This window comes from Pseudomonas saudimassiliensis (genome assembly GCF_000939975.1).
In the GTDB taxonomy this organism is placed as follows: Bacteria; Pseudomonadota; Gammaproteobacteria; order Pseudomonadales; family Pseudomonadaceae; genus Halopseudomonas; species Halopseudomonas saudimassiliensis.
Genome location: NZ_LK391969.1, coordinates 197,446 through 224,385, shown reverse-complemented (window position 1 = coordinate 224,385; position 26,940 = coordinate 197,446). Strand labels below are relative to the sequence as shown.

The 26,940-nt window shown below is 60.5% G+C and carries 33 protein-coding genes and 2 pseudogenes; 13 read left to right on the top strand and 22 right to left on the bottom strand.

What is annotated here, in order from left to right; translation table 11 throughout:
* The first annotated feature begins 73 nt into the window (after positions 1-73).
* From VG99_RS01135 to VG99_RS01120, 4 genes are read left to right on the top strand one after another with little or no spacing between them, the layout of a single operon-like run.
* Positions 74-1,402 carry a flavin-containing monooxygenase gene (locus tag VG99_RS01135; protein ID WP_044497851.1) on the top strand — a complete coding sequence of 443 codons (1,329 nt, stop codon included), beginning with the start codon at positions 74-76 and terminating at the stop codon, positions 1,400-1,402.
* Positions 1,399-2,337 (top strand): bile acid:sodium symporter family protein, encoded by a 939-nt coding sequence (locus tag VG99_RS01130; RefSeq protein ID WP_044497850.1) that lies wholly within the window; start codon positions 1,399-1,401, stop codon positions 2,335-2,337. The genes VG99_RS01135 and VG99_RS01130 overlap by 4 nt, the downstream gene beginning before the upstream one ends.
* A complete protein-coding gene (locus tag VG99_RS01125) occupies positions 2,334-3,266 on the top strand; it encodes an SDR family oxidoreductase (RefSeq protein WP_044497848.1) in 933 nt (310 codons plus the stop codon). The genes VG99_RS01130 and VG99_RS01125 overlap by 4 nt, the downstream gene beginning before the upstream one ends.
* Entirely contained in the window at positions 3,263-3,997 is a 735-nt protein-coding gene (locus VG99_RS01120; protein ID WP_044497847.1) for a TSUP family transporter, read from the top strand. Before VG99_RS01125 ends, VG99_RS01120 begins: the two co-directional genes overlap by 4 nt.
* Here VG99_RS01120 and VG99_RS01115 read toward each other — a convergent pair.
* The gene (locus tag VG99_RS01115; protein WP_044497846.1) at positions 3,989-4,630 is read right to left on the bottom strand and encodes a TetR/AcrR family transcriptional regulator; all 642 of its coding nucleotides are present in this window, start codon (positions 4,628-4,630) and stop codon (positions 3,989-3,991) included. The two genes, VG99_RS01120 and VG99_RS01115, sit on opposite strands and share 9 nt — an antisense overlap.
* Positions 4,631-4,705: 75 nt before the next feature.
* On the opposite strand from VG99_RS01115, the gene VG99_RS01110 reads away from it, so the two are divergent.
* Complete coding sequence (locus VG99_RS01110; RefSeq protein ID WP_044497845.1) at positions 4,706-5,809, top strand: DUF2855 family protein; 1,104 nt, start codon at positions 4,706-4,708, stop codon at positions 5,807-5,809.
* Here VG99_RS01110 and VG99_RS01105 read toward each other — a convergent pair.
* The 4 genes from VG99_RS01105 to VG99_RS01090 form a co-directional block, all read right to left on the bottom strand.
* Positions 5,806-6,549 carry a pseudouridine synthase gene (locus VG99_RS01105; protein ID WP_052508645.1) on the bottom strand — a complete coding sequence of 248 codons (744 nt, stop codon included), beginning with the start codon at positions 6,547-6,549 and terminating at the stop codon, positions 5,806-5,808. The genes VG99_RS01110 and VG99_RS01105 overlap by 4 nt on opposite strands.
* A gap of 41 nt (positions 6,550-6,590) precedes the next feature.
* Positions 6,591-6,911 (bottom strand): quaternary ammonium compound efflux SMR transporter SugE, encoded by a 321-nt coding sequence (gene sugE, locus VG99_RS01100; RefSeq protein WP_044497844.1) that lies wholly within the window; start codon positions 6,909-6,911, stop codon positions 6,591-6,593.
* Between the two features lie 119 nt (positions 6,912-7,030).
* On the bottom strand, positions 7,031-7,363 hold the full coding sequence (locus VG99_RS01095) for a DMT family transporter (RefSeq protein ID WP_044497842.1): 333 nt from the start codon (positions 7,361-7,363) through the stop codon (positions 7,031-7,033).
* 76 nt (positions 7,364-7,439) lie between these two features.
* Positions 7,440-8,765, bottom strand: coding sequence for an MATE family efflux transporter (locus tag VG99_RS01090; RefSeq protein WP_044497841.1), 1,326 nt, complete (start codon positions 8,763-8,765; stop codon positions 7,440-7,442).
* A gap of 128 nt (positions 8,766-8,893) precedes the next feature.
* On the opposite strand from VG99_RS01090, the gene VG99_RS01085 reads away from it, so the two are divergent.
* Positions 8,894-9,118, top strand: coding sequence for a DUF2798 domain-containing protein (locus VG99_RS01085; protein WP_044497840.1), 225 nt, complete (start codon positions 8,894-8,896; stop codon positions 9,116-9,118).
* A gap of 32 nt (positions 9,119-9,150) precedes the next feature.
* Here the strand turns inward: VG99_RS01085 and VG99_RS01080 are convergent, their stop codons facing one another.
* Positions 9,151-9,549, bottom strand: a complete 399-nt coding sequence (locus VG99_RS01080; RefSeq protein ID WP_044497839.1) for a GFA family protein — start codon at positions 9,547-9,549, stop codon at positions 9,151-9,153.
* Between the two features lie 133 nt (positions 9,550-9,682).
* On the opposite strand from VG99_RS01080, the gene VG99_RS01075 reads away from it, so the two are divergent.
* Positions 9,683-10,231 carry a glutathione peroxidase gene (locus tag VG99_RS01075; protein WP_044497837.1) on the top strand — a complete coding sequence of 183 codons (549 nt, stop codon included), beginning with the start codon at positions 9,683-9,685 and terminating at the stop codon, positions 10,229-10,231.
* 79 nt (positions 10,232-10,310) lie between these two features.
* Here VG99_RS01075 and VG99_RS01070 read toward each other — a convergent pair whose 3' ends face one another.
* Both VG99_RS01070 and VG99_RS01065 read right to left on the bottom strand, forming a co-directional pair.
* Positions 10,311-10,805 (bottom strand): GNAT family N-acetyltransferase, encoded by a 495-nt coding sequence (locus tag VG99_RS01070; RefSeq protein WP_044497836.1) that lies wholly within the window; start codon positions 10,803-10,805, stop codon positions 10,311-10,313.
* Between the two features lie 41 nt (positions 10,806-10,846).
* Entirely contained in the window at positions 10,847-11,578 is a 732-nt protein-coding gene (locus tag VG99_RS01065; protein ID WP_044497835.1) for a glucose 1-dehydrogenase, read from the bottom strand.
* A 114-nt stretch (positions 11,579-11,692) separates the two neighbouring features.
* Here VG99_RS01065 and VG99_RS01060 point away from each other — a divergent pair, with 114 nt between their 5' ends.
* Entirely contained in the window at positions 11,693-12,619 is a 927-nt protein-coding gene (locus tag VG99_RS01060; protein ID WP_044497834.1) for a 5'-nucleotidase, read from the top strand.
* A gap of 18 nt (positions 12,620-12,637) precedes the next feature.
* On the opposite strand, the gene VG99_RS01055 is transcribed toward VG99_RS01060, so the two are convergent.
* Positions 12,638-13,117 (bottom strand): DUF421 domain-containing protein, encoded by a 480-nt coding sequence (locus VG99_RS01055; protein ID WP_044497833.1) that lies wholly within the window; start codon positions 13,115-13,117, stop codon positions 12,638-12,640.
* A gap of 263 nt (positions 13,118-13,380) precedes the next feature.
* Between VG99_RS01055 and VG99_RS01050 the strand changes: the two genes are divergently transcribed.
* The 3 genes from VG99_RS01050 (at position 13,381) to queC (ending at position 16,209) form a co-directional block, all read left to right on the top strand.
* The gene (locus VG99_RS01050) at positions 13,381-14,916 is read left to right on the top strand and encodes a catalase (RefSeq protein WP_082049954.1); all 1,536 of its coding nucleotides are present in this window, start codon (positions 13,381-13,383) and stop codon (positions 14,914-14,916) included.
* Positions 14,917-15,159: 243 nt separating this feature from the next.
* Positions 15,160-15,333 (top strand): hypothetical protein, encoded by a 174-nt coding sequence (locus VG99_RS15990; protein ID WP_158023861.1) that lies wholly within the window; start codon positions 15,160-15,162, stop codon positions 15,331-15,333.
* Between the two features lie 90 nt (positions 15,334-15,423).
* The gene (queC, locus tag VG99_RS01045; RefSeq protein ID WP_158023860.1) at positions 15,424-16,209 is read left to right on the top strand and encodes a 7-cyano-7-deazaguanine synthase QueC; all 786 of its coding nucleotides are present in this window, start codon (positions 15,424-15,426) and stop codon (positions 16,207-16,209) included.
* Positions 16,210-16,223: 14 nt separating this feature from the next.
* Here queC and VG99_RS01040 read toward each other — a convergent pair whose 3' ends face one another.
* Complete coding sequence (locus VG99_RS01040; protein WP_044497831.1) at positions 16,224-17,207, bottom strand: lipid A deacylase LpxR family protein; 984 nt, start codon at positions 17,205-17,207, stop codon at positions 16,224-16,226.
* 116 nt (positions 17,208-17,323) lie between these two features.
* Complete coding sequence (locus tag VG99_RS01035; RefSeq protein ID WP_044497830.1) at positions 17,324-17,551, bottom strand: hypothetical protein; 228 nt, start codon at positions 17,549-17,551, stop codon at positions 17,324-17,326.
* A gap of 218 nt (positions 17,552-17,769) precedes the next feature.
* Here VG99_RS01035 and VG99_RS15420 point away from each other — a divergent pair, with 218 nt between their 5' ends.
* Positions 17,770-19,632, top strand: coding sequence for a carboxylesterase/lipase family protein (locus VG99_RS15420; protein WP_082049953.1), 1,863 nt, complete (start codon positions 17,770-17,772; stop codon positions 19,630-19,632).
* Between the two features lie 124 nt (positions 19,633-19,756).
* Here VG99_RS15420 and VG99_RS01025 read toward each other — a convergent pair whose 3' ends face one another.
* The 4 genes from VG99_RS01025 to VG99_RS01010 form a co-directional block, all read right to left on the bottom strand.
* The gene (locus tag VG99_RS01025; RefSeq protein WP_044497829.1) at positions 19,757-19,969 is read right to left on the bottom strand and encodes a hypothetical protein; all 213 of its coding nucleotides are present in this window, start codon (positions 19,967-19,969) and stop codon (positions 19,757-19,759) included.
* Positions 19,966-20,175 carry a DUF4177 domain-containing protein gene (locus VG99_RS01020; protein WP_197674235.1) on the bottom strand — a complete coding sequence of 70 codons (210 nt, stop codon included), beginning with the start codon at positions 20,173-20,175 and terminating at the stop codon, positions 19,966-19,968. The genes VG99_RS01025 and VG99_RS01020 overlap by 4 nt, the downstream gene beginning before the upstream one ends.
* A gap of 128 nt (positions 20,176-20,303) precedes the next feature.
* Positions 20,304-20,741, bottom strand: coding sequence for a DUF1810 domain-containing protein (locus tag VG99_RS01015; RefSeq protein ID WP_044497826.1), 438 nt, complete (start codon positions 20,739-20,741; stop codon positions 20,304-20,306).
* 172 nt (positions 20,742-20,913) lie between these two features.
* Positions 20,914-21,774, bottom strand: coding sequence for a diguanylate cyclase (locus VG99_RS01010; protein WP_044497825.1), 861 nt, complete (start codon positions 21,772-21,774; stop codon positions 20,914-20,916).
* A gap of 280 nt (positions 21,775-22,054) precedes the next feature.
* Between VG99_RS01010 and VG99_RS01005 the strand changes: the two genes are divergently transcribed.
* Positions 22,055-23,182: a zinc-binding dehydrogenase gene (locus VG99_RS01005; protein ID WP_044497823.1), complete on the top strand. Its 1,128-nt coding sequence runs from the start codon at positions 22,055-22,057 to the stop codon at positions 23,180-23,182.
* Positions 23,183-23,265: 83 nt separating this feature from the next.
* Here the strand turns inward: VG99_RS01005 and VG99_RS01000 are convergent, their stop codons facing one another.
* The 7 genes and pseudogenes from VG99_RS01000 to VG99_RS00970 all read right to left on the bottom strand — a co-directional run bounded on the left by VG99_RS01000 (position 23,266) and on the right by VG99_RS00970 (position 26,895).
* Complete coding sequence (locus VG99_RS01000; protein WP_420848284.1) at positions 23,266-23,904, bottom strand: DUF2959 domain-containing protein; 639 nt, start codon at positions 23,902-23,904, stop codon at positions 23,266-23,268.
* Between the two features lie 124 nt (positions 23,905-24,028).
* The gene (locus VG99_RS00995; RefSeq protein ID WP_044497819.1) at positions 24,029-24,448 is read right to left on the bottom strand and encodes an MAPEG family protein; all 420 of its coding nucleotides are present in this window, start codon (positions 24,446-24,448) and stop codon (positions 24,029-24,031) included.
* Positions 24,449-25,038: 590 nt separating this feature from the next.
* Positions 25,039-25,383, bottom strand: a complete 345-nt coding sequence (locus tag VG99_RS00985; RefSeq protein WP_158023859.1) for a DUF2306 domain-containing protein — start codon at positions 25,381-25,383, stop codon at positions 25,039-25,041.
* Between the two features lie 63 nt (positions 25,384-25,446).
* Positions 25,447-25,890: an N-acetyltransferase gene (locus VG99_RS00980; RefSeq protein ID WP_044497815.1), complete on the bottom strand. Its 444-nt coding sequence runs from the start codon at positions 25,888-25,890 to the stop codon at positions 25,447-25,449.
* A 56-nt stretch (positions 25,891-25,946) separates the two neighbouring features.
* Positions 25,947-26,099, bottom strand: a pseudogene (locus VG99_RS00975) (Txe/YoeB family addiction module toxin); the annotation flags it as partial.
* Positions 26,096-26,336, bottom strand: a pseudogene (locus VG99_RS15610) (type II toxin-antitoxin system Phd/YefM family antitoxin). The pseudogenes VG99_RS15610 and VG99_RS00975, both read right to left, overlap by 4 nt.
* A gap of 142 nt (positions 26,337-26,478) precedes the next feature.
* Positions 26,479-26,895: a GFA family protein gene (locus VG99_RS00970; protein WP_044497813.1), complete on the bottom strand. Its 417-nt coding sequence runs from the start codon at positions 26,893-26,895 to the stop codon at positions 26,479-26,481.
* Positions 26,896-26,940 lie beyond the last annotated feature (45 nt).

Sequence of the window (26,940 nt, the reverse complement as noted above, 5' to 3'; positions counted from 1 at the left end):
CCCGTTTGGTGCGATACGCGCACCACCATTTGGCATAGACTGGCGATCATAACAACAAGATAACGGACATCCTATGTACGCCATCATCGGTGCCGGCCCCATGGGCCTGGCCTGCGCACGCAACCTGCAGAGACTCGGCATTCCTTTCATCGGCTTCGAGCAGCACGACAACGTCGGTGGGCTGTGGGATATCGATAACCCCCACAGCACCATGTACGACAGCGCGCACCTGATCTCTTCCAAACGCATGACCGAGTTTGCCGAATTCCCGATGGACGAGGCGGTCGCGCCCTACCCCCACCACAGCCAGATGCGCCGCTACTTCCGGGATTACGCCGCGCATTTCCAGCTGGGGGCGCACTATGAGTTCAGTACCTGCGTGGTCGAGCTGGCACCCGATGGCAACGGCTGGTTAGTAGTCACCGAACGCGCTGGGGAGCAGCAGCGGCGCCGCTTCGACGGCGTGCTGATTGCCAACGGCACCCTGCACCAGCCGAACATGCCCGCGCTGCCCGGCGAGTTCACCGGCGAGCTGCTGCACTCGGCCAACTACCGCAGCCCCACGCTGTTCAAGGGCAAACGGGTGCTGCTGGTCGGTTGCGGCAATTCCGGGGCGGATATTGCCGTGGATGCGGTACACCATGCCGCCAGCGTGGATATCAGCCTGCGCCGGGGTTATTACTTCCTGCCCAAATTCGTCAAGGGTCGGCCCATCGACACCCTCGGCGGCAAACTCAAGCTGCCCCGTGCGCTCAAGCAACGCCTGGATGCGGCCATGATCCGCATGATCATCGGCAAGCCCTCCGACTACAGCCTGCCGGACCCGGACTACCGCATGTACGAATCGCACCCGGTGGTCAATTCACTGATCCTGCATCACCTGGGGCATGGGGATATCACCCCGCGGCGGGATATCGCCCGGATCGACGGCAACACAGTGCAGTTCACCGATGGCGAGGCCGGCGAATATGACCTGATGCTGCTGGCCACCGGTTACCAGCTGCACTACCCCTTCATCGCCCGGGAACACCTCAACTGGCCGACCGAGCGGGACGCGCCGCAGCTGTACATGAACGTCTTTCACCCGCGCTACGACAACCTGTTCATGATGGGCATGATCGAGGCCACGGGCCTCGGCTGGGAGGGCCGCAACCAGCAGGCCCGGCTGGTCGCCCTGTATATCCACCAGCAGCGCAGCGGCACAGCCTCTGCCGCCGCCTTCAACCGTATTCGCGAACAGCGGGCCGGAGCGAGTCTGGACGGAGGCTACCGGTACATCAGGCTGGCGCGCATGGCCTATTACGTGAACAAGGACGCTTATCTCGCCGCGCTCAAGCAGCACATCACCGAGCTGGAACAGGACCTGCCGGCTGACCAACCGACGTCGGCGGTGACTCCATGAACGGCGCACCTGCCATGCAGTTCGATGTGGGCAGCATGGTGCTGCTGAATATCATCATGGCCTGCATGATGTTCGGTGTGTCCCTGTCCCTGCGTCTGGATGATTTCAAGCGCATTGTCCGCGCCCCGGTCGCACCGGCCGTGGGCATGGTGGCGCAATTTTTGCTACTGCCCGCGGCTACCTGCCTGGTCACCTGGGTGCTGCGCATCGATCCCGAACTGGCGCTGGGTATGATCCTGGTCGCGGCCTGCCCCGGTGGCGCCTTTTCCAACGTCATGACCTGGATGGCGCGGGGCAATCTGGCAGTGTCGGTCAGCATGACTGCCGTATCCAGCCTGGCCGCCACCATCATGACCCCGCTTAACTTCGCCCTGTACGGCTGGCTCAACCCCTACACCCGCGAATACCTGACGCAAATCACCTTGGAGCCGAGCAGCGTTCTATTACTGGTGATACTGGTACTGGCGCTGCCGATGGCGGTTGGCATGGTTACCGGGCGGCGTTTTCCAGGGCTGGTTACCCGCAGTGAAAAGCCCCTGCGCATTGTGTCCCTGCTGGTATTTCTCGGCTTTGTGGCCATCGCCTTCAGCCGCAATATCGACCTGTTCCTGGCGCGCTTTCATAGCTTCTTCTGGCTGGTGGTGGTCCATAACCTGCTGGCGCTGCTGCTGGGCTACGGGCTGGCCCGGCTGTGCCGGCTGGTCGAGAGCGATCGCCGCGCCGTGACCCTGGAGGTCGGCATCCAGAACTCCGGGCTGGGGCTGGTCATCCTCTTCACCTTCTTCCCCGATGCCGGCGGCATGCTGCTGATCACCGCCTTCTGGGGCGTCTGGCACCTGGTCAGCGGCCTGACCCTGTCCCAGTTCTGGGCCCGCAAACCCCTGCCCGCTGACGACCCGGCGGTCCGGTCAGCGCTCAAGGAGCAACTCGCATGACCCCGCGCATTCTGATCACCGGCGCCGCCGGGTATATCGGCCATCAATTGGGTAATCGCCTCGCGGCGGACCTGCATGTCGTGGGCACTGACCTGCATCCGCGGGATGACGTGCAGTTTCCCATTCAGGTAATGGATATCCGCGACCCGGCGCTGGCCGAGCTGCTGCAATGCGAGAGCATCACCCATGTGGTGCATCTGGCGTCCATTCTGCAGGCCTCCCCGGACCGGCAACGGGACTACGATATCGACGTCAACGGCACCCGCAACGTGCTCGAGTGCTGTCTCAAGTCCGGTGTCAGCCATCTGACCATCACCAGCTCCGGCGCTGCCTACGGTTACCACCCGGATAACCCGGCGTGGATCGATGAACAGGACCCGCTGCGCGGCAATCCGGAATTTGCCTATTCGGATCACAAACGGCAGATCGAGGAACTGCTGGCGGATTATCGCCAGCGTCACCCAGCGCTGCGCCAGCTGGTCTTGCGCCCCGGTACCGTCCTCGGCGCGGAAACCCGCAATCAGATCACCGAGCTGTTCATGGCACCGCGCCTGCTGGCGCTCAAGGGCAGCGATTCGCCCTTCGTATTCATCTGGGATCAGGACGTGATCAGCGCCATGGAGCTGGGGCTGCGCCAGAGCCGGACCGGGATCTACAACATGGCCGGCGACGGCGCGCTGAGCATGACCGAGATTGCCGCCCGGCTGAACAAGCCGGTACGTCGGCTGCCGGTGTGGTTAGTGAAGATTGGGTTGCAGCTGGCCCAGTGGCGGGGCAAGCCAACCAGCCCCGCGCAGGTGAAATTCCTGCAGTACCGCCCGGTGCTGAGCAACCGGCGCCTGAAGGAGGAGTTCGGTTATACGCCGCGCAAGACCTCTGCCGAGACCCTGGACTACTTTGCCCAGTGCAGCGGAGCGCGCCGGGGATGATCGATCCCTGGATCTGGATTGGCCTGTTTGTGCTGATTGCCTACACGATCGAAGCGATCACCGGCTTTGGCAGTCTGGTGATTGCCCTGTCGCTGGGAGCCCTGCTACTGCCCGTGCCGGAGCTGCTGCCGGTACTGGTACCGCTGAACGTACTGATGAGCGGCTTTCTCGCCTGGCGCAATCGCCAACACCTCGACCGTGCGCTCCTGCTCAAGGTGATCCTGCCGCTGATGTTGGGCGGCACCCTGGTTGGTTACCTGCTGCAGAACGGGCTGGCTGACCAGGTGCTGAAGCTGCTGCTGGGCCTGCTGATCATCTGGTTTGCCTGCCGGGAGCTCTGGCGACTGCGGTGCAGTACCCCGGCCCGCGCCCACCCCGCGTGGCTCAACCGCCTGCTGATACTGGCCGCCGGTATCTCCCACGGGCTGTTTGCCTCCGGCGGTCCGCTGCTGGTCTATGCCATGGCCGGCACTGCGCTGGATAAATTCCGCCTGCGCGCGACCCTGCTCTGCGTCTGGTTCACGCTCAATACCAGCCTCAGTGTCCTGCTGCTGGTCCAGGACCGACTGGCCTCGGCCCGGCCGCAGTTGCTGTGGTTTCTCCCGCTGCTGGTGGTTGGGGTGGTGGTGGGCGAATACCTGCACCCCCGAGTCAACGAGCAGCGCTTCCGGCAGACGGTCTACGCCCTGCTGGCGGTCACCGGCGTGCTGCTGGCGGTGCAGTCAGTCTGAGCAATGATTCAGGCTTGCCAGCCGGGCCAGGCACATGGTCTCCATTTCCGCCGCCCATTGCCGCAGCTGCGCAGCGTCCAGACGCAGCTGCATGGCATAACGTCGCCCGCCCCACACCGCCAGATGCAGCGCCTCGATGAGATGGTCATCCGGCTTTACTGGCAGGTCATTGCAGGCGTCGAACAGCCGCCGCCACAGCGCAAGAAATTCCGCCCAGGCGCGTTGCTGGTGCTTCTGCTCCGCCACCCGCGGCTCCAGCGCCAGCATATCCGGGTGGAACCAGGACAGCTCCTGCAACCCACACAGCAGGCCTACCGCCCTGGCCACGCGCTGCTGCCAATCCAGCCCACTGGCCTGCACCGCCTGCTCATCCACGGCGCTGATCAGGGTTTCCATGCAATGCCGCACATAGGCCGAGTGCAACGCCTCCTTGCTCGGGAAGTACTCGTAGAGGGTGCCCACCGCCACACCGGCCTCCAGCGCCACCGCGCGCGTGGTCAGGCCAGCCCAACCATCGCGTTGCCAAATCCGAACATAGGTGTCGAATATGGCCTGTACGGTAAAGCGCGCCCGCGCCTGGGTGGGGCGTTTCAGTGGCTTGGCACGGGGTGCCGGGGTGATTTTGCTGCCCATTGTTATCCGAACCCGTTCAGCGTGAAGCTGGCATAGAGTCTATGTACTGCCAGAACCTTTCCATGGAAACCCATCATGACCCAGATCCAAAGTCTGCAAACCGACAAGCGCGACCTCGCGCGTACCCGCATCGTCACCCAAACCCTCGGCGAACTGCAAGCCGGCCAGGCACTGCTGAAAATCGACCGCCTGGCGCTGACCACCAACAACATCACCTACGCGGCCTTCGGTGACACCCCGCACCTGCGCTACTGGAACTTCTTCCCCACCGGTGACGCGGGCTGGGGCCATATGCCGGCCTGGGGTTTTGCCGAGGTCATCGAAACCACGGTGGAAGGCCTGGAGATCGGTGAGCGCTTCTACGGTTATTGGCCGATCGCCAGCCATCTGCTGGTCGAGCCGGTACGGGTTACCGAGCGCGGCTTCTACGATGGCAGCGCCCATCGGCTGGAACTGACCTCGGCCTACAACCAGTACCAGCGCACCCGCACCGACGCGGCCTACCGCCCGGAAAACGAAGATTACCAGATGCTGCTGCGGCCGCTGTTCATCACCTCGTTCATGCTCGCTGACTACCTGGAAGACAACCGTTTCTTCGATGCCAAGCGCGTATTGGTTTCCAGCGCTTCCAGCAAGACCGCCTTCGGCACCGTGTTCTGCCTCGAAGGCAAGGATATCGAAGTGGTAGGCATCACCTCCGCCGCCAACCAGGCCTATGTCGACGGTCTCGGCTGCTACGACCGGAGCGTCACCTATGAGCAGCTGGAATCACTGGATGCTTCGGTGCCGACCCTGTACGTGGACTTTTCCGGTAACGCCGAGCTGCGCCAGCGGATACACGAGCATTTTGGCAACGCCCTGATGCACGACTGCTATGCGGGCTCAGCCCATAGCCAGGATCACATCAGCGAGCAGAAGCTGGTGCTGCGCGGCCCGCAGCCGCAGAGCTACTTTGCGCCGAACCAGATCCGCAAGCGCAATGCTGACTGGGGGCCGGCAGAGGTAACCCGCCGCTTCAACGAGGCGCAGCTAAGCTTCATCAAGCGCGTCAGCGATGCCCAATCCCCGTGGCTGAAACTGGAAACCCACCAGGGCCTGGAAGCAGCGCAACCACTGGTGGATACCCTGGTGAACGGTCGTATCGCACCGATCGACGGGCACGTGGTCACCCTGGGCTAACCCAGCGGCACCTGTTCACCGAAGATCGACAGCATCTGCATAAAACTCGGCTCCGGCGCGCAACGCAGCATCAGCGGCGCGCCGGTTGCCGGGTGCGCAAAGGTCACTCCCGTGGCCGCCAGCATCAGTCGGCTGTAACCGAAACGCTCAGCGAAATAGTGGTTGTGTCGGGTGCGCCCGTAGTTGGTGTCACCGATGATCGGATGACTGATGTGCTGCATGTGCCGGCGCAGCTGGTGCTTGCGTCCGGTCTGTGGGAAGAGCTGCACTAGGCTATAGCGACTGCTCGGATAGCCTTCGATCTCCACCGCAATCTCGGTCGTGGCCAGCCGCTCATAACGCGTGGTGGCATCGCGCAACGGCAGCGACTCGTCCTTGCTGCGCCGATCCGTCGCGTGCTCACGCAGCGGATGATCAATCACCCCCTGCTCCGGTGCCCAGCCGCGCACCAGCGCAAGATAAGTCTTGCTCACCTCCCCCGCCATCCAGGCCTTGCCCAGCACACTGGCGGTATGGGGATCACGGGCAAACACCAACAGTCCTGACGTTGGTCGATCCAGGCGATGCACCGGATAGACATGCTCCCCGCCGTTGAGACCACGGGCATACTGCAGGGCAAACTCCGTCTCGTGGCGATCGATGGGGCTGCGGTGCACCAGCAAGCCGGCGGGCTTGTGCACCGCCAGCAGCCAGTCATCGCGATGGATTTCAATAAGCGGATTATCGGCAGACTGGGTCACAGGTGAGCGCTCGGCAGTAGTAGATAGCGAGGAGGCTGATGTCAGGCTGTGGCAGCGAGCTTCAGGCCAACAATGCCTGCCCCGATCAGCACCAGGCTGATCAACCGCAGGGGACTCGCCGGTTCATCGAACAACAGGATGCCCAGCAGCACCGTCCCTACCGCGCCGATGCCAACCCAGACCGCATAGGCCGTGCCCATCGGCAAGGTCTTCATTGCTATCCCGAGCAGCCAGACGCTGATCGCCATGGACGCCACCGTACCCAGGGTCGGCCATAGCCGAGTGAAACCCTCGGTGTATTTCAGTCCCACCGCCCAGCCAATTTCGAAAAGACCTGCAACAACCAGGATGGCCCAATTCATCAGATATCTCCTGATCGGGGCCGTCCCCGTTTGCACAGTAGCAGTGAGGTCGTCCCCACTGGGCGCAGCACTGCCGCGCGATCGCGATTATATCGGATTTCGGGCGGCAATTACCCCCATCAGTGCGCAACCGCCTTGGAAAACACATTCAGCACTACGACACCGGCCACGATCAAGCCCATGCCGAGCACCGCCGGCAGGTCCAGTTTCTGCCCGTACAGCAGCCAGGCCACCGCCGTTATCAGCACGATGCCGACCCCGGACCAGATGGCATAGGCGATGCCGACGGGAATGGTGCGCAAGGTCAGCGCCAGCAGATAGAAGGCGATACCGTAACCGACCACCATCAGCAGGGTCGGCAACGGCTTGCTGAAGCCCTCACTGGCTTTCAACGCTGAGGTCGCAATGACTTCAGCAACAATGGCGATGGACAGGAATATCCAGGCGTTCATCTTCGGGCACCTTCTGGTTCGGGCCCAGAATAATAGCAGCCGCGACGCTGCGCGGGTGCGCGTCGAGCATTTCCGGTTACTGGAATAACCGCTTGGCCCGCCAGCGGCCCCAGCGGTAATAGGCGAAGGAAAAGCCCGCGCTGAGCATGAAGCTCAGCCCGATCCCCAGCGCCACACCCGTGTCGCCGTACACCGAGGTGGCCCAATAGGCCAAGGGCACGCGCAGCACCCACAGGGAAATGATATTCAGCGCCAGCACCTGGACCATCGCCCCCGCCCCGCGTACCACACTGTTGAAGACAAAGTTCAAGCCGATGAAGGGGTAGAAGAACGCGATGGTCTTCAGGTAGCTGGTGCCAAAGGCCACGCTGGCTTCATCTTGGATAAACAAGCTGATCAGGGGCTCGGCCCAGATGAACAGGATACTGGCCAGGAGCAGCATGATGCCGGTGTTGTAGGCAATGCCGGCGCGGGTGATTCGCCCCACCCGCAGCCACTGCTGTGCGCCGATATTCTGCCCGGCCATGGCGGTGATCGCCGTGCCCACTGCCACCGCCGGCAGCAGGATGAGGTTATCCAGCCGCTGGGCCGCGCCAAAGCCCGCCACCGCATGGGCGCCCAGGCTGTTGACCAGCGAAAGAATGACAGTGGTACCCGCGTGGATCACCACCATCTGCGCCCCGGACGGGATGCCCAGGCGCAGGATGGTCTGCGCCTCCACCCACTGCGGCCAGCGCAGCCGGAAGCCGTGGCCGGGAAACTTGCGCGCCAGGTGCACCAGACTATAGAGAAAGGCGCCGCCCTGGGCCGCCACCACTGCCAATGCTGCGCCCGCCATGCCCCAACCGAACACGCCGATAAACAGCGGCGACAACAGGGTAATCAGCCCGGTGGCCAACAGCACGAAATACAGCGGCGTACGACTATCGCCAAAGGCCCGCAGCACGGTACTGATAAAGTTGTAGCCCACCAGCAGCAGGGTGCCGGCGAAGGTGATCTGCAGGTAGATCCGCGCCTCGTCGATAATAGCCGCAGGCGTGTTGAGCAGCACCAGCAGCGGCTCGGCAAAAACGTAGCCGGCCACGCTGATCAGCGCCGACAGCAGGCAGAGGATGATGACAAAGGCGCTGAGGTAGGCACCAATCGCACCGCTGTCACCCCGCCCGCGCAACTGGGCAAAGACGGTCAGGGTCGCCTGGTTTACGCCCATGACAAAGGCCAGCACCACCATCATCAGGACGGTGCCCACGGTCACCGCACCGAAGGCTTCGCTGCCCAAAAGGTTACCTACCCACAGGCCGTTGATCAGCTGGATGGACACCTGCAGCAGGCTGGTCACGACAATCGGCAGGGAGAACGCACCCAGCTGCCTGGCGATAGGCCCGTCAGTAAAGCTCTTCAATAGTCTGGTACCGGCAATTGTAACGAGCCCGATTGTAACGTACCGACGCTTCGCCCGCGGTCCTCTCGCCCCCGAGGCGGTCGCCGGAGAATGTTATACTCGGCGGCTTTGTGTGGCGGAGAGCAATAATGATCAATGCGCGTTACGTTCCCTTGGTGAACTCGATACTGATGTCCCTCTACATGGTCTCGATCATGACCTTCGTCATCACCGGAGCGAACACCGGCTTCAGCGGCGACTTCCTCGCACGCTGGTGGCGCGCTGCCTACATCGCCTGGCCGATCGCCTTCACCCTGATCCTGCTCGGCGCGCCACGGATCAGCCGCTTTGCCCTCAGCCTGCAGAAGAAGTAACACGCCAGCAAGGCAGTCGATTCCAGCGCAGCTCAATCCAGCTCCTGGTGCTGCGGCAGGTCATCGGCAATCTCGTACCAGGGCGCCTTGCTGCCAACAAACACATGCCGCTGCGGCTGGACGCCCGGGTCGGAATCCAGCGTCCCCAGCGGAAAGCCATAGACCTCGGGCTGCGCATCGAAGCGGGTGTACAGGCTGGAGCTGCATACCGAGCAGAATGCCTTGTGCTCGCCCGGCGACGACTCGTAGAAGCGGATCAGTTCCTCGCCCTTCAGGGTCTTCCAGTCAGCCGAGCGGATCTTCGCGCTGGTGCGAAACGCCGCCGCATGGAGCTTGCGGCACATCGAGCAGTGGCAGTTGTACACATTTTTCAGCTCGCCCTGGATTTCATACTGCACCCCCTGGCACAGACAACTTCCCGATAAGGCCATGACCCACCTCCGTCGTTGATTATCTTCCCAAGCTTAGTGCAGAAACCGGCAGGCATATTGCCGGGCGGGGCTGCTCACCGGCAGTCGGTTCTGCTACCGTCGAACTCCGTTCCCCATAACAAGAGAAAATGCGATGAGCGCTTTGTACGACATTCCCCTCACCAAGATCGATGGCACCCCCGGCAGCCTGGCCGACTACCGCGGCAAGGTACTGCTGGTGGTCAACGTGGCCTCCAAATGCGGGCTGACGCCGCAGTACGAGGGGCTGGAGAAACTCTATCAGGCCAAGCACGCGCAGGGACTGGAAGTGCTGGGCTTTCCGGCCAACAACTTCAAGGGTCAGGAACCTGGTACCGAGGAGGAGATCCGTGACTTCTGCTCCACCCAGTACGATGTGCACTTTCCGCTGTTCGCCAAGATCTCGGTCATCGGTGAAGACCAGCACCCCCTGTATGCCCAACTGACCGAACAGCAGCCCCAGGCCATTGGCGACGGCCCGTTCCGTGAACGGCTGAAGGGCTTTGGCGTGAATCCGGAGAACCCGGCGGACGTGCTGTGGAATTTCGAAAAATTCCTGATCGGCCGCAACGGTGAGGTGGTGGCGCGCTTCGCACCCGATACGGCAGCGGATGATCCCAAACTGGTTGCCGCGATCGAGGCGGAGCTGGCCAAGACCGCCTGAAGCCTGACACATACTGCGGGCGGTGGACGACCGCCGCCGGTAGTTACCTCACCCTCTGCAATTTCCAGCTAGGGTGCCGCTAGGGCTGCTCGGCCAACCACTTGTACATGACCAGGGCATCGACATAGCCCAGCGTGGGATGGTTGAAGGCGCGCGGCAGCCGGCCCACCGTAGCGAAGCCCAGCTTGTTCCACAGCCGCACCGCACCCTCATTGCTGGACGCGACAAAGTTGAACTGCATGGCCTGGTAACCAAGCTCGACAGCGACCTGCTGAGAATGCTCACACATGGCCGTCGCCAACCCCCGCCCCCGCGCCAGTGACGACACCATATAGCCGCAGTTGCATACATGGTCGCCCGGGCCTGCCTGGTTGGTCTTGATGTAATAGGTCCCCAGTACCTGACCGTCTTCTTCCCAGAGATAGGTCTTGCGCGGGTAATCCATCCATAGCGCCAGTGCCTGCTCCCGGGTGGTATCCCGCGGATAGGCATAGGTATCGCCCGCGGCGGCAACTTCATGGAAAATCGGCCAGATATTGTCGAAGTCTTCCTTGGTGGCTTCTCGGATATTCATAACGCTTGTCTGTTCCAACGGCGAAAGGTGCGGCTTTTTTACTACTTACCGCCGGCCAGGTCCATAAACGACCCGGTGACATAGGACGCCTCATCCGACAACAGCCAGGCGATCGCATTGGCCACCTCCTCCGGCTGACCTCCCCGCTGCAGCGGGATCTGCGCTGCCAGTCGCTCGATGCGATCCGGCTCGCCGCCATCGGCGTGCATCCGGGTGTGGATAAACCCCGGCCGCACCGCATTGACCCGAATGCCGCGCGCAGCCACCTCCAGCGACAGTCCCTTGGTCAGGGTATCGACAGCGCCCTTGGACGCGGCGTAATCCACGTATTCGAACGGGGACCCGCTTCTGGCGGCCACCGAGGATACATTGACGATGGCGCCGCCCTCCCCGGCCCGGCGCAGGAATTCCCGCGAGCAGAGAAAGCAGCTGGTCACGTTGGTGAGCATCACCTTGTTGAAACGCTCGACACTCATGTCGACCAGGGGCGACTGGGTAAACAGCGCACCGGCATTGTTGACCAGATGCGTGACGGGCCCGAGCTGGTCCGCCACGGCATCGAACAGCGCCCGCACGGCATCTTCGTCCGACACATCCGCAGGGACGGCGATGGCCCGGCCACCCTCGGCCACAATCGCTGCCACCACCGCCTCGGCGCTGTCCCGGTCGGCACGGTAATTGACCCCCACCGCGTATCCCCGCGACGCCAGCAGGCGGGACGTGGCCGCGCCAATGCCCCGTCCACCGCCCGTTACGATGACTACCTTGCTCACACTCTCTACCCCTGTTCTGCTGCGTTACGCCAGCCAGTGTAGCCTCGCTGGTGTTGGCCCGGCACCTGAATCAGCTACCATGGGCAGGATCCAGCCGACCAGGAATGTCCCTTCATGTCCTACCCCATTGAGCAGAAACTCGTGATTGCCGTCGCTTCCAGTGCGCTGTTCGATCTGTCCGAGTCCGATCAGGTGTTTCGCGAGCAGGGGGAAAAGGCGTACCGGGCATACCAGCAGGAGCACCTGGACGTGCCCCTGGGCAAGGGTGTTGCTTTCCCCTTCGTGCGGCGCTTCCTCAGCATCAACCAGAAGTTTCCCGCCCAATGTCCGGTCGAGGTGGTGTTGCTATCGCGGAACTCGGCGATCACCGGCAAGCGCGTGTTCAACTCGATTATCCACCACGGGCTTAACATTACCCGCGCTGCGTTCCTGGAAGGCAAATCACCCTACGCCTATATTCCTGCGTTCAACGCGTCCCTGTTTCTCAGCGCCAACGAGGCCGACGTGCTGGAGGCGATCGACTATGACCATCCCGCAGGGACCGTGCTGCCCAGCCATGTGGTCGACGATGTGGATGATGTCGAACTGCGGATCGCCTTCGACTTCGATGGGGTGATTGCTGACGATGCCTCGGAGCGGGTATACAAGGCGGGATCACTGGCCGAATTCCAGGCCCACGAGACCTCGCATTCCCATATTCCCCATACGCCCGGGCCGCTGGCAGACCTGTTTCGCAAGTTGTCCCACCTGCAGCGGCTGGAAGACCAGGCCCTGGAAGCGGATCCCGACTACAGGCGGGTGCTGCGCACCGCCATCGTCACCGCGCGCAATGCGCCCTCGCACCAGCGGGTAATCACTACGTTGGAGCACTGGGGCGTGAATGCGAACGAGGTGTTCTTTTTGGGCGGCATGCGCAAGGATCGGATACTGAGCGTGCTCAAGCCGCACATGTTTTTCGACGACCAACGCTCTCATCTAGAGTCTGAAGCGGGTGACATTCCGATGGTGCACATCCCCTTCGGCGTCGCAAACCGCGTCTGAACAGGCGCCGCGCTGGCGTCAGCTCGCGACTTTCTCGACGATGCTGATCTGCCCGTCCGCTTCCAATATCGCCTGTTTGACCTGGCTGATATCGGTGATGCCATTCATGCGCAGGTGCGCCTTCAGCTCCTGCTCGGTGAGCTTTTCCTTGCGCATATTGGGTGAAAGCAGCACACCGTTGTAGATCAGCAAGGTGGGTGGATGCTGGGCGAACTTGCGGTAAACCGGCAAATGAAACTCCGCCAGGTTGAACAGATAATCCCAGATCACCACGACGCCCACCAACAGCAGGATTTCCAGCAGCGTCTGGGCTTCACCAATGATCGCATCAGCACCCAAAGTACCGATAATGACCAGGGCGATCATGTCGTTGGGAGCCAGGTTACCGGTCTGCCGCTTCGGCACCAGCCGCAGGATCACCGAAATCGCGACATACCCCAGGGAGCCCCGGGCTAGAATTTCCCAGAGCGGCAGATTGAGAACGAAGGCGTCACCCACGGCCGCCCCTCCTTCCACAAGAAGAATTAAAACCACTGTTAACAGGATGGAGCGTTACCGCAGCCGTTGGTTCAACCAAAGTCCGGCGCCGCACCAACGCCTAGCCACCGCCGCTACGGTTACTACCCCATCGCGGCTCGCTTCCCCAATCGTCCTTATCTATCGACCATCTTGAGCTTTTCAATTTAGATCAATCACTTAGCACTCGTACTCTGGCGCGGACGCCCGGTAACGGGCCTTCAAGATCGTAACGAGGAGTGATTATGAAGTTCAATTTCCGAGCGGCACCTGCGCTATGCCTGAGCGCAGCGGCTCTCGCTGGCACCCTGTCGCTATCCACCCAGGCAGCCGAGCTGACCCGGGACAATGGCGCCCTGGTAGGGGACAACCAGAACTCCCAGACCGCCGGCGCCAACGGCCCCGTGCTGCTGCAGGACGTGCAGCTGCTGCAGAAACTGCAGCGCTTCGACCGGGAACGTATTCCCGAGCGCGTGGTTCATGCCCGTGGTACTGGCGCCCATGGTGAGTTCACTGCCACCGCCGACCTGTCTGACCTGACCATGGCCAGCCTGTTCCGCGAAGGCAAGACTACTCCGGTGTTCGTCCGCTTTTCCACAGTGGTGCATGGCAACCACAGCCCGGAAACCCTGCGCGACCCCCGCGGTTTCGCTACCAAGTTCTACACCGAAGATGGCAACTGGGACCTGGTCGGCAATAACTTCCCGACTTTCTTCATCCGCGACGCGATGAAGTTCCCCGATATGGTTCACGCGTTCAAACCCGACCCGGACAAGAACTTCGGCACCGACAAGACGCTGTTCGACTTCTTCAGCCATGTGCCGGAGTCGACCCACACCCTGACCCTGCTGTACTCCAACCAGGGCACCCCCGCCAGCTACCGCCAGATGGACGGCAGCTCGGTGCATGCCTACAAGTTCGTCAACGACGAAGGCGAGTACAACTACGTCAAGTTCAACTGGAAGAGCCAGCAGGGCGTGAAGAACCTCGACCCGCAGCAGGTCGAGCGCATCCAGGGCAAAGACTTCAACCACATGAGCCGCGACCTGATCAGCGCCATCAATGAGGGTGACTATCCGAAGTGGGACCTGTACGTGCAGATCATCAAGCCCGAGGACATGGGCAACTTCGAGTTTGACCCGCTCGACCCTACCAAGACCTGGCCTGACGTACCGGAAACCAAGGTCGGCACCATGGTGCTGAACCGCAACCCGGCCAACGTCTTCCAGGAGACCGAGCAGGCCGCCATGGCCCCGTCCAACACCATCCCGGGCATCGAGCCTTCGGAAGATCGGTTGCTGCAGGGCCGTCTGTTCAGCTATGCCGATACCCAGATGTATCGCCTGGGCGCGAACCACCAGTTCCTGCCGATCAACCAGGCCAAGGCAGCGGTGAATAACAACAACCAGAATGGCGCGGCGAACACCGGTGCCCGTACCGGCGAGGTGAACTATGAGCCCAGCCGCATGGCGCCCAAGCCGCAGGCCGAAGCTGCCCGCTACAGCGAGCTGCCTCTGACTGGCACCACCCAACAGCGCAAGATCTACAAGGAACAGAACTTCAAGCAGGCAGGTGACCTGTATCGGTCCTTCACCCGCAAGGAACAGAAAGACCTGGTCAAGAGCCTCGGCGAGGCCCTCGGTAACGCCGAAGACGAAGCCAAGCACCACATGCTGTCGTTCTTCTACAAGGCCGACGCCGACTACGGCAAAGGCCTGACCAAGGTAGCCGCTGGCGACCTGTCCCGCGTGCAAGCGCTGGCAGCCCAGCTGCAGGACTGACCTGACCGGTGCCGCTGACAGCGGCACCACCCTCCTGCCTGGTCTGCCCCCGGATCAGGCAGGAACCCTCCCCCAAGACATCACGACCCCGCCACGTCCCTTCGCACCACCACCACCACTCATCCACTACTACCAACACCTACCTCAAATGGACGAGGCGGGGCCTGGACCGCCGGCCTACTCTCCAGACCAATGGAGAAATCCGGCATGGCGCCAACAAGACCCAACAACAAGGGGCCAACCATGAAAATAAAGAAATGGCCGTTCTGGCCAGTGTTTGCCATGGGTTCACTGATTGCCGTGGTGGCAGTGGTAGAGATCAACAGCGCGACCGCACATCAGACGCAGCAGTGCACGGGCAGCCCGGTCATGTGCAGCGCACCGACGGTCACCATCAACAGGCTGTTTATTCCCTGACAGGTAGCATCGACCGCGGGGGCCGCTCTGGGCCTTGCCTGGCGATCGACACGCGTAGTCGGCCCCCTGCGCGGTAACTCAGCCACGACGATGCGGGCTGGACAAGCCCGCCGCTCGCTTTACAATGCCCCGCTCTACCGGTCGCAGCCTACCCGGACAAAACAAGGACAGCCGATGAATGCCCTATTGATCTGCTCCGGCGGATTCGACTCCGTCACCCTGGCCTACCGGCTGGCAGCGCAACAATCCCTCGGCGCCTTGCTGACCTTCGACTACGGCCAGCGCCACCGCAAGGAAATCGACGCTGCCCGGCGTTGCGCCGAGCGCCTTGCCGTCCCGCATCTAGTGCTGGATATCGGCCACATCGGCCGCCAGCTCTCCGGCTCGGCGCTGACCGATGATATTGCCGTGCCCCACGGCCATTACACCGAAGAGAACATGAAAGTAACCGTGGTGCCCAACCGCAACGCCATCATGCTCACCATCGCCTTCGGCGTGGCGGCTGCCCGCAGCCTGGATACCGTGGCCCTGGCGGTGCACGGCGGCGATCACTTCATCTATCCCGATTGCCGCCCCGACTTTATCCGCCTGTTCGGTGAGATGCAGGCCAAGGCGCTGGAAGGCGTGGCCGAGGTCGCACTGCTGGCACCCTATGTTGATACCGACAAGACCGAAATCGCCCGGGATGCGGCCCGCTTCGCAGTACCAGTGGCTGACACCTGGTCCTGCTATGAAGGCGGCGAGCTGCATTGCGGGCGCTGCGGCACCTGCGTAGAACGGATCGAAGCCATGGCGCTGGCCGGCGTGACCGACACCACGGCTTATCAGGATGATCAGTATTGGCGTGACGCCGTGGCGCGGGTCAGCAGCAACTGAGCCGCGTTACCGGCTCAGAACCAGGCTGACAGGGTCAGCGAGCCGAACTGGTCATGTTCGTTCTGGCCATGGAACTCACGGGTCCGCCAGACACTGGCGAAGGCCAGCTGCCAACTGTGCCAGGTCAGCGCCACACCCGCCTTGGCATCCCCCACCCATTCCCGGGCATCCACCGAGTGACTGTCGGTAAAGGTGTTGCCCTCCAGCAGCATGTTATGCGCCATGTAGCGCCCCTCCAGATTGCCGAACAGGCTCCAGGCGAAACCACCCTTCTGGTCGTAGTACATGCTGCCGCCCTGGGCTGGGGCCACTGCCGGCAGACTGAAACTGCGCGCCAGCCCCTGGCCGATACGCACGCCCAGGCCCGCCGAGCCGTAGGTATAGAGGTTACCGAGGGACGCCCCCAGGCTCGGGCCGTATTCCAGCTCAAGACCAGCGAAGCGTTGCTGCAGCCACCAGCGCTTCTGATAGCCGAGATTGACGAAGGGTTCGTTACTCAGTTGGTGATCCCAACCATTGGGTTTGTCGCTGCCAGTCGCACTATGCACCGCCCGCTGGATGCGCTTACCGCCTGCGCCCGGCCCCACCAGCCCCACATCCATATGCAGGCCACGAACCTCGCGCCAGCCATCATGGGCAATATCACCGAACATGGACACGCCAACAAACAGCAGGCCGGCATAGGGCCGATCGTCCTCGATCAACTCGTGGGTCTCAATCTCGTTGGGCGTATAGATCTGATGCCCGAAGCGATAGGCGACGCTATCGAGATCCATACTAAACCCGCCCGGCATCGCCCCGGCTACGCGCCGCGACCAATGATCGGCCTCCGGTTGGAAGGAGCGCATCAACTCCACACCGCTGGAATAATGCCCATCACTGCCACTGGCAATGATGTCGTTCTCGATCTTCAGGGAATACAGGTCAGCCTGGCTGACCAGCGGAACCAATCCAACGGTTACTGCAATAGCCAAACGATGCAGGCGCGGTAATCCCATGATGCACTCCTGGTTACATACAGTTGCGAATGTATGACCCGAGTGTAGAACACGCCGCTTCGTTGCGAGAAAAAATTTACCGCGTTGGAAGGCTGCAACGCGCCATTCCAGAGCGGCTAACGGAACTTGCGCTCGTACGCATCCCGCACATGGACCGAAATATAACTACTCAACCCTCGCCCGGCCCGCGCCAGGCGCTGCATATCGGCAATGGCCGCTGCCCCGGCGCTGCCCTCGGTATATTCGTACTTCCAGCCGTTGTTGAACTGCACCACGATAGCGCCCGGTGACACTTCATAGGCAATGACACCGGACTCACCACTCAGATTGCCGTAACGCTGCACTGGTTATTCTCCGTTGCGATGGTTCATACCCAGCATAGTTAAAGCAGCATGGTTCGGAGGAGTAACCATAGGCGATCAACCAGTCCACATATATGTCTCGCTTATCGTGGTCCATGAATAATCATTCGCGGCTAACGTCATTCTGATGTGTCAAAAACATCGTCTTAGGGACTGTCTTGCCTTCTGTCCGTATAAAAATAACATTCAGGAGAAACTCGATGTTTAGTCGCGCTACTGGTAATGCCTGCGTTGCCTCACCACAACGCCACCCTCTGGTTGTCGCCATCTCTCTCGCCGCTGGCTCGTTGTTGTTGGCTGGCTGCCTGGGTGGCGGCGGCGGAGGCTCATCCGACGGGCCAAGCGATCGCGCCAAATTGACCCTCGCCAATGGCGAGATCCTTGGTCGCGCTACTGACGACACCTTGATCTGGCACGGCGTGCCCTACGCCCAACCGCCGGTCGACGAGCTACGCTGGCGCGCCCCGCAGCCGCCGCAGGACTGGACCGGCACCCTGGACGCCCGGGAACGCGGGCCGGAATGCGTGCAGGCAGAAACCACCACCCAGTGGCAGCGCACCTCACGCATGGTCGGTGAGGAGGATTGCCTCACGGTCGATATCTATCGCCCCAACCGTCGCAACTTCCAGGACGAGTCGCTTCCGGTCTACGTGTGGATTCATGGCGGCTCAAACAACTTCGGTACCGCCAAACAATATGACGGCAGCACCCTGGCCAATCATTCCGATGTGGTCGTGGTCGTCGTTCAGTACCGCCTTGGGCCGCTGGGCTGGTTCTTCCATCCCGAAGTGCAAACCGGCGGCGCCGACCCACTTTCCGACTCCGGCAACTTCGGCACCCTGGATACCGTACGCGCGCTGGAGTGGATCCGGGGCAATATCGCTGAATTCGGCGGCGACCCTGACAACGTCACCATCACCGGCGAGTCCGCCGGCGGTCACAACGTGCTCAACCTGATGGTGTCACCGGAGGCATCCGGCCTGTTCCACCGGGCCATGTCCCAGAGCGGGTCGATGAACACCCGCAGCCCCACCGCCGCCCGCAACTCGGCCAACAGCCATGTCGAGTGGCTGATCCGCCTGCTGGAGGACCGTAAAACCCCCGACACGCCTATCACTGCTGACCAGGCCCGGCAGATGCGCGAAGAAATGGAAGCCGCAGGCACCTTGGGCGAATATCTGCGCGCCGCAGAAGGCAGGGATTTATATCAGGCGGTCTTCAACTACAGTTCACTGAGCGCCTATGGCGCCGTCGAAGACGGTGCCGTCATTCCCACCGGCGGCTGGATACCCAGCTTTACCAGCGGCGATTTCAATAACGTACCCCTGATCCTCGGCGCCAACGAATACGAGCAGAAATCCTTCATGCCGCTGTATGGCGCCGCCGTCAAAGGGGCGTTGCCAAGCATACCCTCCCCGCCGGACAAGACTTGGCTGGACCTGCTGGACGTCGCCTTTGAAGGTACCCAAACCCTGGACGAGGTGCTGCCCACGCAGCAGGACAAGGACACCTATGACATCACCGGTTACCACGGCGGCCGCGCCTGGCGGGCCAAGTATGTAGACCAACTGGCACGTCTGATCAGCCAGCATCAACCCGCTACCTACACCTACGATTTCCGCTGGGGCACCCAGTCGGGCCCCGCCCCGTTCAATTTCATCTACGGTGCAGGTCACGCGGCCGATATTTCATTCTTCTTCGGCACCGGTGAAGGCCTGTTCGAGCTGCCCTTTACCGAGCAGAACGAACCAGGCCGGGTCGCCTTGCAGCGCACCATGATGAACTACCTGGCCGACTTTGCACGGGACGGTGATCCCAACGGCAGCCAGAGCGAGGAGCAGCCCACCTGGAACGCCTGGACGCCCGCGGCGGACCAGGACAAGATCATGGTCTTTGATGCAACCAACACCGAGGCCGATGTGGGCATGTCCGCTGAAGAGCTTACTCTGGCCCAGGTCAACACCGCCTGGGTAGACGCACTGACGGCAGCAGGCCTGACCCCGACGGAAGCCGGTACGTTACGGAGCCTGTTCGGCCAGTCCGGGAGTTACTCAACACCTTGATTCAGCAATGAAAAAGCTCCCGACTGTGACAGCAGCCGGGAGCTTTCTACGGTTGTAGCAACGCCACTCAAGTAACTGGCAGCAAGGCCGGCAGGCGCGTACCCGCTCAACCGTAATACATCAATCAGTCGATAAATCCCTTTTTCTTCATCTCCTTTTCGGACAGGTACTCCTTGAACACCAGGGTAATGCCCAGAGCGACAACGAACAGCGCGGTAATGGTTATGATCAGCTTGAAAAACAACGCCGGATCAAGCGGTGCAAACCATAACTGCACGAGAGATAGCGCCACCCCTAATACGAACAGGCCGGTACAAATGATCGACCCGTACTTCATTTGTCCCTACCGAGGATGACCACATAGGCTTCGCGCTTCCAGAACAGCAACATCCGGCGGATGTCCTTCTCCATGGTCTGGACCCGCCAGCCCTCGGAACTGTTCTTGTTCAAGAAGTCAGAAAACTTGAGCGGGTTGACCTTCGACCCACCCAGCAACAGCGACCCAAGCATACCTTCCTGATAAATAACCACTTTGTATTCCATTACCAACTCCCTGTGGACTAAACAATTCACTAACAGCACCCTCCGTGCCGTCGCCATACAATATGACAAAGCCCGCAGCAGGACAATTAGCTGCAGCCAAAGTCATGCCGGGACTCGTGGCCAGGCTGTCAGCTGCCACACTGCGCTTGCAGCAACTTGAGCGTCTGCTCATCCAACTGCCCGCCGAAGAACACCTCAAGCGCACGGCGAAAGAGCGGCTCCGACGGATCAGCGAGCGAAAACAGCGTCAGGCAGGACCGGAACTTCATTGCATCCAGCTCGCCCAACACCGAGCTCGCGCCCTTGGCCTCATGCACCAACACTGCCTCTGTCGCTTCACGAAGCCGCTCGCCCAGCACCGGGTGCGCAAGATAGGCGCGCGCTTCCGCCAGCCCGGTCAGGCCATAACGCTCAGCAGTGGAACTGCGCCCCAGCCCCCGCAGCTGGGGGAACACATACCAGATCCAGTGTGTGCGCTTGTGGCCGGCGCGGAGCTCGGCCAGGGCCGTGGCATAGGTGGATTGCTGGGCGTCGGTGAATCGGCTCAGGTCAAAATCGTTGGGCATGGGGCCTCCGGTGAATGTTGTTCTCAGACTAGGGTTTCCGGACGACAAGGTAGAACCGATGCCGAGTGTGCGGGATAAACCCACCATTACCTCGGACCCTGTCTCGCTGTATGACTAAGTGCGACATACCACATACAGGACGAAAGTCGAGACCGACGGGCCAGGCAGCCGGTTAAGCAATGCCAGCTCGATCTTTCTTTATCCGGTACATCTCTCTATCCGCATGGTTAAGCAGGCTATCGGCATCCTCCCCATCCTCCGGATAACAAGCAACACCAATGCTGCAGGACGGCATACGCATGTCGCCGAACTCCGGTCCTAATGGCTCAGCCATGACCGCCTGGATCTGGTCTATTTTTCCGGCAATAGCCCCTGCGTGGATCTCCGTAAAAAGTACCGTGAACTCATCACCACCCATACGGGCCAATGTGTCGGTATCGCGCATGCAACGCTCCAGCCGTCGCGCGATAACACAAAGTATGCGATCGCCCGCAGAATGGCCGTAAGTGTCATTGATCTGCTTGAAGTCATTGAGATCCAGAAACAGCAAAGCCAGTGTGCTGTGATGGCGGCGCGCCGATCGCAGGGCTGAGTCCAGTCGGTCGTTGAAAAGTGATCGGTTAGTCAACTGTGTCAGCGGATCATGATGAGCAAGGAAACGCAATTTCTCCTCAGCCTGGCGCAGGGCCGTCACATCCCGCGCAACACCAATCCGCGCATTCAGCTCCTCAGACCATCGAGCCGACCACAGGATGTAAGCGATCCCACCATCCTTGCGAATATAGCGGTTGTAGAAATCAACATGAGGCTGATCATTCATCACCCGGACAATGGAGGCCCGAGTGGCTTCCAAGTCTTCCGGGTGCATATAGCTTGTGATCCATGTACCGATCAATTCCTCCGCGGTGTAACCAAGCAACTGCTCGCAAGCGTTACTCACGAAGACAATCCGGTCGTCCCGATCAACCAGAAAAACCGTGTCCAGCATCAGATTGATCAGCTTGGGATAAAGCCTTTCCAGCTCGATAGGCATAGCTCTGCGAATCCGTTCATAGCTTGATAACCAACGATGCCATTTAGCAATCATCCAATCAACATATGGATGATGCCCCATAACCGGATGTCTTCTTCCTTTCGTTGCAGGGCGTTCTTAGGGAAACTGATCGAATAAGTCAGCTACGCTAACCCCATTGGACCTATGATCAGACAGCCCAGCCACGCGGATGACGCAGGCGCCAAGGGTTTGCCCCGCCTCTTGTGCGGTAATAACGGGCAGCGAAGCACCAGACCTCTAACTTTGTCAGGAGAAAAAAGTGTCAGATACCAATATCGAACTGACTTCGACCATTAGCGAAAACAACAAACTGGAACTGGCCCTGCGCGAGATCGAGATCCCGCAACCAGGCGAAAATCAGGTGGTCATCCGCGTCGAAGCCGCGCCTATCAACCCGTCTGACCTGGGAGTGATGTTCAGCGTAGCCGACATGACAACGGCCAAGCAATCCGGTAGCGCCGACCGCCCAGTCATCAGTGCCGAGGTCCCGGCTAAATTCATGGGTGCCGTTAAAAAGCGCATTGGCAAGTCGATACCGGTGGGCAACGAAGGCGCCGGTACCGTCGTCGCGGCAGGCTCGTCAGCCGCTGCGCAAAGCCTGATGGGCAAAACCGTTGCGTTCATTGGCGGTGGCAGCTACCGCAAATACCTGTGTGCCAATGTTCAAAGCTGTCTGGAACTGGAGCCGGGTACCACGGCAGTCGAAGCCGCTTCCAGCTTTGTTAACCCGCTTACTGCATTGGCCATGGTAGAAACCATGCGCGCTGAAGGTCACAAGGCCATCGTTCACGCGGCCGCCGCCTCCAACCTCGGACAAATGCTCAACCGCATCTGCATCGCCGACGGCATCGATCTGGTCAATATCGTCCGCAAGCCGGAACAGGAAGCATTGCTGCGCGACCTAGGTGCCAAATACGTGGTCAACTCCAGCAGCGACAGCTTTATGGCAGACCTGACCCAGGCACTCATCGACACCGGCGCCACCATCGCCTTCGACCCTATCGGTGGCGGACGATTGGCTAGCGACATCCTCACCTGCATGGAAGCCGCCGTCTCGCGCAACATGACTGAATACAGCGTGTACGGATCTGATATCTACAAGCAGGTGTATATCTATGGCGGCCTGGATCGTGGCCCCATCACGCTCAACCGCACCTTTGGTTTTGCCTGGGGCGTAAACGGCTTCCTGTTGTTCAATGCGTTGGGGAAACTGGGTAAGGACACCGCCGCCGCCATGCGCAAGCGCATAGCCGCCGAAATCAAGACCACCTTTGCCAGTCACTACACCCACGAAGTCTCCCTGGCCGGTGCGTTACAGCTGGATGCGCTCTCGGTGTACGGCAAACAGGCTACCGGCGAGAAGTTCCTGATCAAACCTCAGAGCTAAGGTTTAGCGTGTGGCCTTAAGGCCAGCCCAAGGGCGCTGGAGTCAGCTTGACTCCAGCGCCTGCATGAAAGGTGATCCTGCTTTTAATCCTGGAGGCTCCTGATAAAGGCCTCTGATTCAGCAATGGATTTTTCCATTTCCCTGATCAGCTGAGCGACATCTGTTTCTATCGTCCCCAGCTCACCTTGTAACGAGTCAATGGCTCGCGCATTCAGATTATGCTTCAGAAACAGCACCTGATCCTGGAAGGCCCGTAACACGGGCGCCATGCGGGTCTCTGCGCTACGCATCGCCTTGATGAGCCCTTGGTATTGCCGCCGGGTCTGGCTTAGCTTCGCGGCACTTTGGCGTTTGAGGTTGGCATTGCTGTACAGCTCGATTTCATCCTCCCACTCATCGAACAAAGCCTCGGACACGTCTTCGACCGCATCGATGCGCTGGGTCACCGACTTAGCGGCCGCTTTACTGTCTTCATATTCATCGTTCAGCTTGTCGTAGCGTGCTGCCAGGTCCTGATCCTTGATCTGGACAATGGACCGGAACTGCGCCAGGGCGGATTCGAATTGTTCCTTGGCATCCGTCTGCGCCTCCTGGACCGACTCCACGCGATTGACCATGATGTCGCGCTTGTGAACGCCTACTTTCTCCATTGCGCTGTAATACGCCGACTGACAACCCGCCAGACTCACCACCAACAAAGCACCTAAAAACCAACGACTTATCGACATGTATCCTTCCCTTTAGCTGGGCTATCGCGATCTTGAATGGGATAGATGATAGCCTTTCCAGACTGGAAGATGGCCCCTCTGGCGCAAAAGAAGGGGACACAAGTGCTACCGGCAATGCTCAGCGCAGCGCCAGCTCCCAGCCCAGCACACCGAGCATCACTAGCAGGGTCAGATAGCCCACCAGAAACAGACGCAGCCGTGTCGGCACATGGTTGGAGTGCGTATGGACCCAGGCGTGGAGATACCGGCTGAGCACGAACAGGCTCGCCAGAAACAGCACCACGGCGGACACCGCATTGAGCCCCAGAAACGCCAGACACAGGGCATAGAACAGCACCGGCGCCTCGAACTGGTTGGCGATGTTGTTGGATACCTTGACGGTATCCTCCGGCCACAACTTGTTATCCAGCGCCACCTGCTGGCGATCCACTGCCTTGTCCCTCATCGCCCTGGCCTTGCGCGCGGCCAGCACCAGATACATCAGCAACGTCAGCAGGATCTGGGCGAAAACCGGCCAGAGAATCAAATGTGCATCCATGTCCACTCCTTGTTGTCGTCAGTCTTAATGGTCTGATCCACAGCAGATCGGCACTCTCCCACGGCTCGCCAATACGGAGAGTGTTCCTTTGTACCTCAGGCAGGGGCTTTCAGCCACGGTAAAGATCACTACCGGCGTACTCAGAGCTGGATCGTCCCCTCGATGACATCCACCACCTCGCCACCGACCCATATGCCCTCCCCGTCCTGATGCAGATAGATGCGCCCAGCGCGTTGCATGGCTGTCCTCTGGGAGGCGACATAGGACGACTCGACCAGGCCCGCACTTACATCCACTGTGCCAGGCTGGCATTCAGGCTCCCGGTTACCAGCCCGGGCCATTGTCAACCCACTGGTGGTGCGGCACCTCATCCGGCGCTATACCGCCAAGCAGATCAGCGGAAAATACGTTTACCTGGGAGAAAGCATGGCGGGACATGGGGACGCTCCTGCACGGGAGTTGAAAGGTGACGGGAAGTGGTACAGCTGAAGATTATTGACCGCCCGGCGCCCTGTCGCCAGTTACAAAAGCCCGTTGGCAATCAGGCACTGCGGCAGGGGCCCATAGCGGACCGGAAACCACCGCAGGGTTCAAGCCCCGAACAGAAGGATATTCAGAAAACGGCCCGGCGCCACCGCACCCACGCCGGCGGCTACCGTCCCCAGATAGGCCCCCACCATGCAGGCCTTGTGGGCCACGTACTTTCTGTTGCGGATGAATACGATGCCCGCGCAGATGCTGACCAGACTGGCCAGGGCAAGGAGGTGTATCCAGCTGTATCCATCGCGCTGAAGAAAAAATGCCGAGACATTCACCAGCAGCATCAGTGACACCCACAGCCAACCGGTCGCCCTGTGCACAGGCGTGCCCTTTTTCCCGGCCAGCACAAAGGCCCCGACCACCAATGCGGGGAGCACCGCGGTCAGATGGATCACACCGGCGCTGGTAAGGCTAGCAGCCATATCGGGAGAACCTCAGGCGACGCAGCGCGTCGCAGGTCAGGAGCCTTTGTTCGGCTGGCGGCTGAATTCCATGAGCAGTTCAGCATGGCCGGTATGCTCATCGGTCTGCTCGCCGGCAACGGTGAATCCGTGCTTTTCATAGAACTGGATACTCGGCGCGTTTTCCTTGTACACCATCAATTGCAGGCGCGGCCGCTGGGTCTTGGCATCCGCCAGCAGAACCGAACCGATGCCCTGGCCCTGCGAGCCGGGCGCCACGAAGATCGCAGCCAGGGTGTCTTCATACAGGCTGTAGAACCCGAGAACCTTGCCCGCCGCTTCGTATACCCGCGTCTGCGAGGCCGGAAGATAGATTTCGCGCATATCCCCGACCTTCGATATCCAGAAGGACGAGTCGATGAAGTCATGGGCCTGGATGGACGCCGACAGCCATATATCCAGAATGGCATCGATATCGTCTGCTTGGGAATCGCGGATCATCCATGTGGATCTTTCGAGTGGGCTCATGGGTGCAGGCACCCTTGACCCATACCGGCGTCAGTAATGAGCTTCTCAAACGGAGGCGGCTTGCGGTATGGATCTTCCGCTATCAGCGCTAACAGTTCCTGGGCTTTTGGTTTGAGGCCGCTGGAGGCCCACTTCTTTGCATCTTTCTGGGCTTGCTTGGCGTAAACCAACTTCCATGTCACCAGTCCAGCTCCTCATTGCATTCATCCACGGGGGTATCCATCCCCTCTCGAATAGACTCCCGCATACCTGGTACGGAGAGCAGGTAGTGTTTCCTGAATTGCAGACCAGTCTTCTTCGGAAACCAGGACGGAGTTGTTCCGCTTACCCATGATGACGATTGGTTGGTGGGACTCGGCGGTTTCGTCAATCAACCGATAAAGGTTGCCGCGTGCCTCAGTTGCTGTGATTCCCGTCATGATGCACCTATTGCGCGTTCAACTTTTCGAAGTGTACGCCTTTGTGTACGTACGTCAAAACGAACGCGACACGTAACGCCCGGCACACGTGCCGATTTGTAGCCGCGGAGCGGCGGAGAAGCGGTCACCGTGCTGCCACTTGTTAGGCCTTGCTGGCCTGTGGAACATACGCGGCCTCGAACTGAGGAAGATCGTCGTTGATGGCCCACCAATTGGCCTTCGATCCTGTGTAGGAATGAGCCACCGGCTTTGACGACAACGGCTCATTGATCAGCCCCGCGCGAATTCGAAGCACACCGGGCAGAGCATCTTTTTTGCTGTAAATTGGCGATCCGCACTTACTACAAAAAACTCGCTGTTTGCCAGGCGACGCCTCGAACGATTTAAGCAGCTCCGCGCCACTATCCAACTGGAAAGCAGCCTCTTTGACAGGTGTATTTGTTGCGAACGGTGTGCCCTGCGCTTTGCGACATTGGGAGCAATGGCAAACTTGGATGGGTTCTAGCTCGCCCTGAATCTGAAAGCGGACCCCGCCGCATAAGCAACTACCTGTATACATACTGCCTCCTTGTTTTGCCTAACGCCGCGCTCTGCGGCAAATTTG

Coding starts and splice junctions, on each gene's coding strand:
- VG99_RS00980 (WP_044497815.1), bottom strand. CDS start 25,890: ATGATCCGCGATTCCCAAGCAGACGATATCGATGCCATTCTGGATATA.
- VG99_RS01085 (WP_044497840.1), top strand. CDS start 8,894: ATGATCAATGCGCGTTACGTTCCCTTGGTGAACTCGATACTGATGTCC.
- VG99_RS00970 (WP_044497813.1), bottom strand. CDS start 26,895: ATGTATACAGGTAGTTGCTTATGCGGCGGGGTCCGCTTTCAGATTCAG.
- VG99_RS01040 (WP_044497831.1), bottom strand. CDS start 17,207: ATGGGATTACCGCGCCTGCATCGTTTGGCTATTGCAGTAACCGTTGGA.
- VG99_RS15990 (WP_158023861.1), top strand. CDS start 15,160: ATGAAAATAAAGAAATGGCCGTTCTGGCCAGTGTTTGCCATGGGTTCA.
- VG99_RS01020 (WP_197674235.1), bottom strand. CDS start 20,175: ATGGAATACAAAGTGGTTATTTATCAGGAAGGTATGCTTGGGTCGCTG.
- VG99_RS01025 (WP_044497829.1), bottom strand. CDS start 19,969: ATGAAGTACGGGTCGATCATTTGTACCGGCCTGTTCGTATTAGGGGTG.
- VG99_RS01080 (WP_044497839.1), bottom strand. CDS start 9,549: ATGGCCTTATCGGGAAGTTGTCTGTGCCAGGGGGTGCAGTATGAAATC.
- VG99_RS01110 (WP_044497845.1), top strand. CDS start 4,706: ATGACCCAGATCCAAAGTCTGCAAACCGACAAGCGCGACCTCGCGCGT.
- sugE (WP_044497844.1), bottom strand. CDS start 6,911: ATGAATTGGGCCATCCTGGTTGTTGCAGGTCTTTTCGAAATTGGCTGG.
- VG99_RS01070 (WP_044497836.1), bottom strand. CDS start 10,805: ATGAATATCCGAGAAGCCACCAAGGAAGACTTCGACAATATCTGGCCG.
- VG99_RS01010 (WP_044497825.1), bottom strand. CDS start 21,774: ATGCCTATCGAGCTGGAAAGGCTTTATCCCAAGCTGATCAATCTGATG.
- VG99_RS01135 (WP_044497851.1), top strand. CDS start 74: ATGTACGCCATCATCGGTGCCGGCCCCATGGGCCTGGCCTGCGCACGC.
- VG99_RS15420 (WP_082049953.1), top strand. CDS start 17,770: ATGTTTAGTCGCGCTACTGGTAATGCCTGCGTTGCCTCACCACAACGC.
- VG99_RS01095 (WP_044497842.1), bottom strand. CDS start 7,363: ATGAACGCCTGGATATTCCTGTCCATCGCCATTGTTGCTGAAGTCATT.
- VG99_RS01015 (WP_044497826.1), bottom strand. CDS start 20,741: ATGCCCAACGATTTTGACCTGAGCCGATTCACCGACGCCCAGCAATCC.
- VG99_RS01060 (WP_044497834.1), top strand. CDS start 11,693: ATGTCCTACCCCATTGAGCAGAAACTCGTGATTGCCGTCGCTTCCAGT.
- VG99_RS01125 (WP_044497848.1), top strand. CDS start 2,334: ATGACCCCGCGCATTCTGATCACCGGCGCCGCCGGGTATATCGGCCAT.
- VG99_RS01130 (WP_044497850.1), top strand. CDS start 1,399: ATGAACGGCGCACCTGCCATGCAGTTCGATGTGGGCAGCATGGTGCTG.
- VG99_RS01120 (WP_044497847.1), top strand. CDS start 3,263: ATGATCGATCCCTGGATCTGGATTGGCCTGTTTGTGCTGATTGCCTAC.
- VG99_RS01115 (WP_044497846.1), bottom strand. CDS start 4,630: ATGGGCAGCAAAATCACCCCGGCACCCCGTGCCAAGCCACTGAAACGC.
- VG99_RS00995 (WP_044497819.1), bottom strand. CDS start 24,448: ATGGATGCACATTTGATTCTCTGGCCGGTTTTCGCCCAGATCCTGCTG.
- VG99_RS01050 (WP_082049954.1), top strand. CDS start 13,381: ATGAAGTTCAATTTCCGAGCGGCACCTGCGCTATGCCTGAGCGCAGCG.
- VG99_RS01075 (WP_044497837.1), top strand. CDS start 9,683: ATGAGCGCTTTGTACGACATTCCCCTCACCAAGATCGATGGCACCCCC.
- queC (WP_158023860.1), top strand. CDS start 15,424: ATGCGGGCTGGACAAGCCCGCCGCTCGCTTTACAATGCCCCGCTCTAC.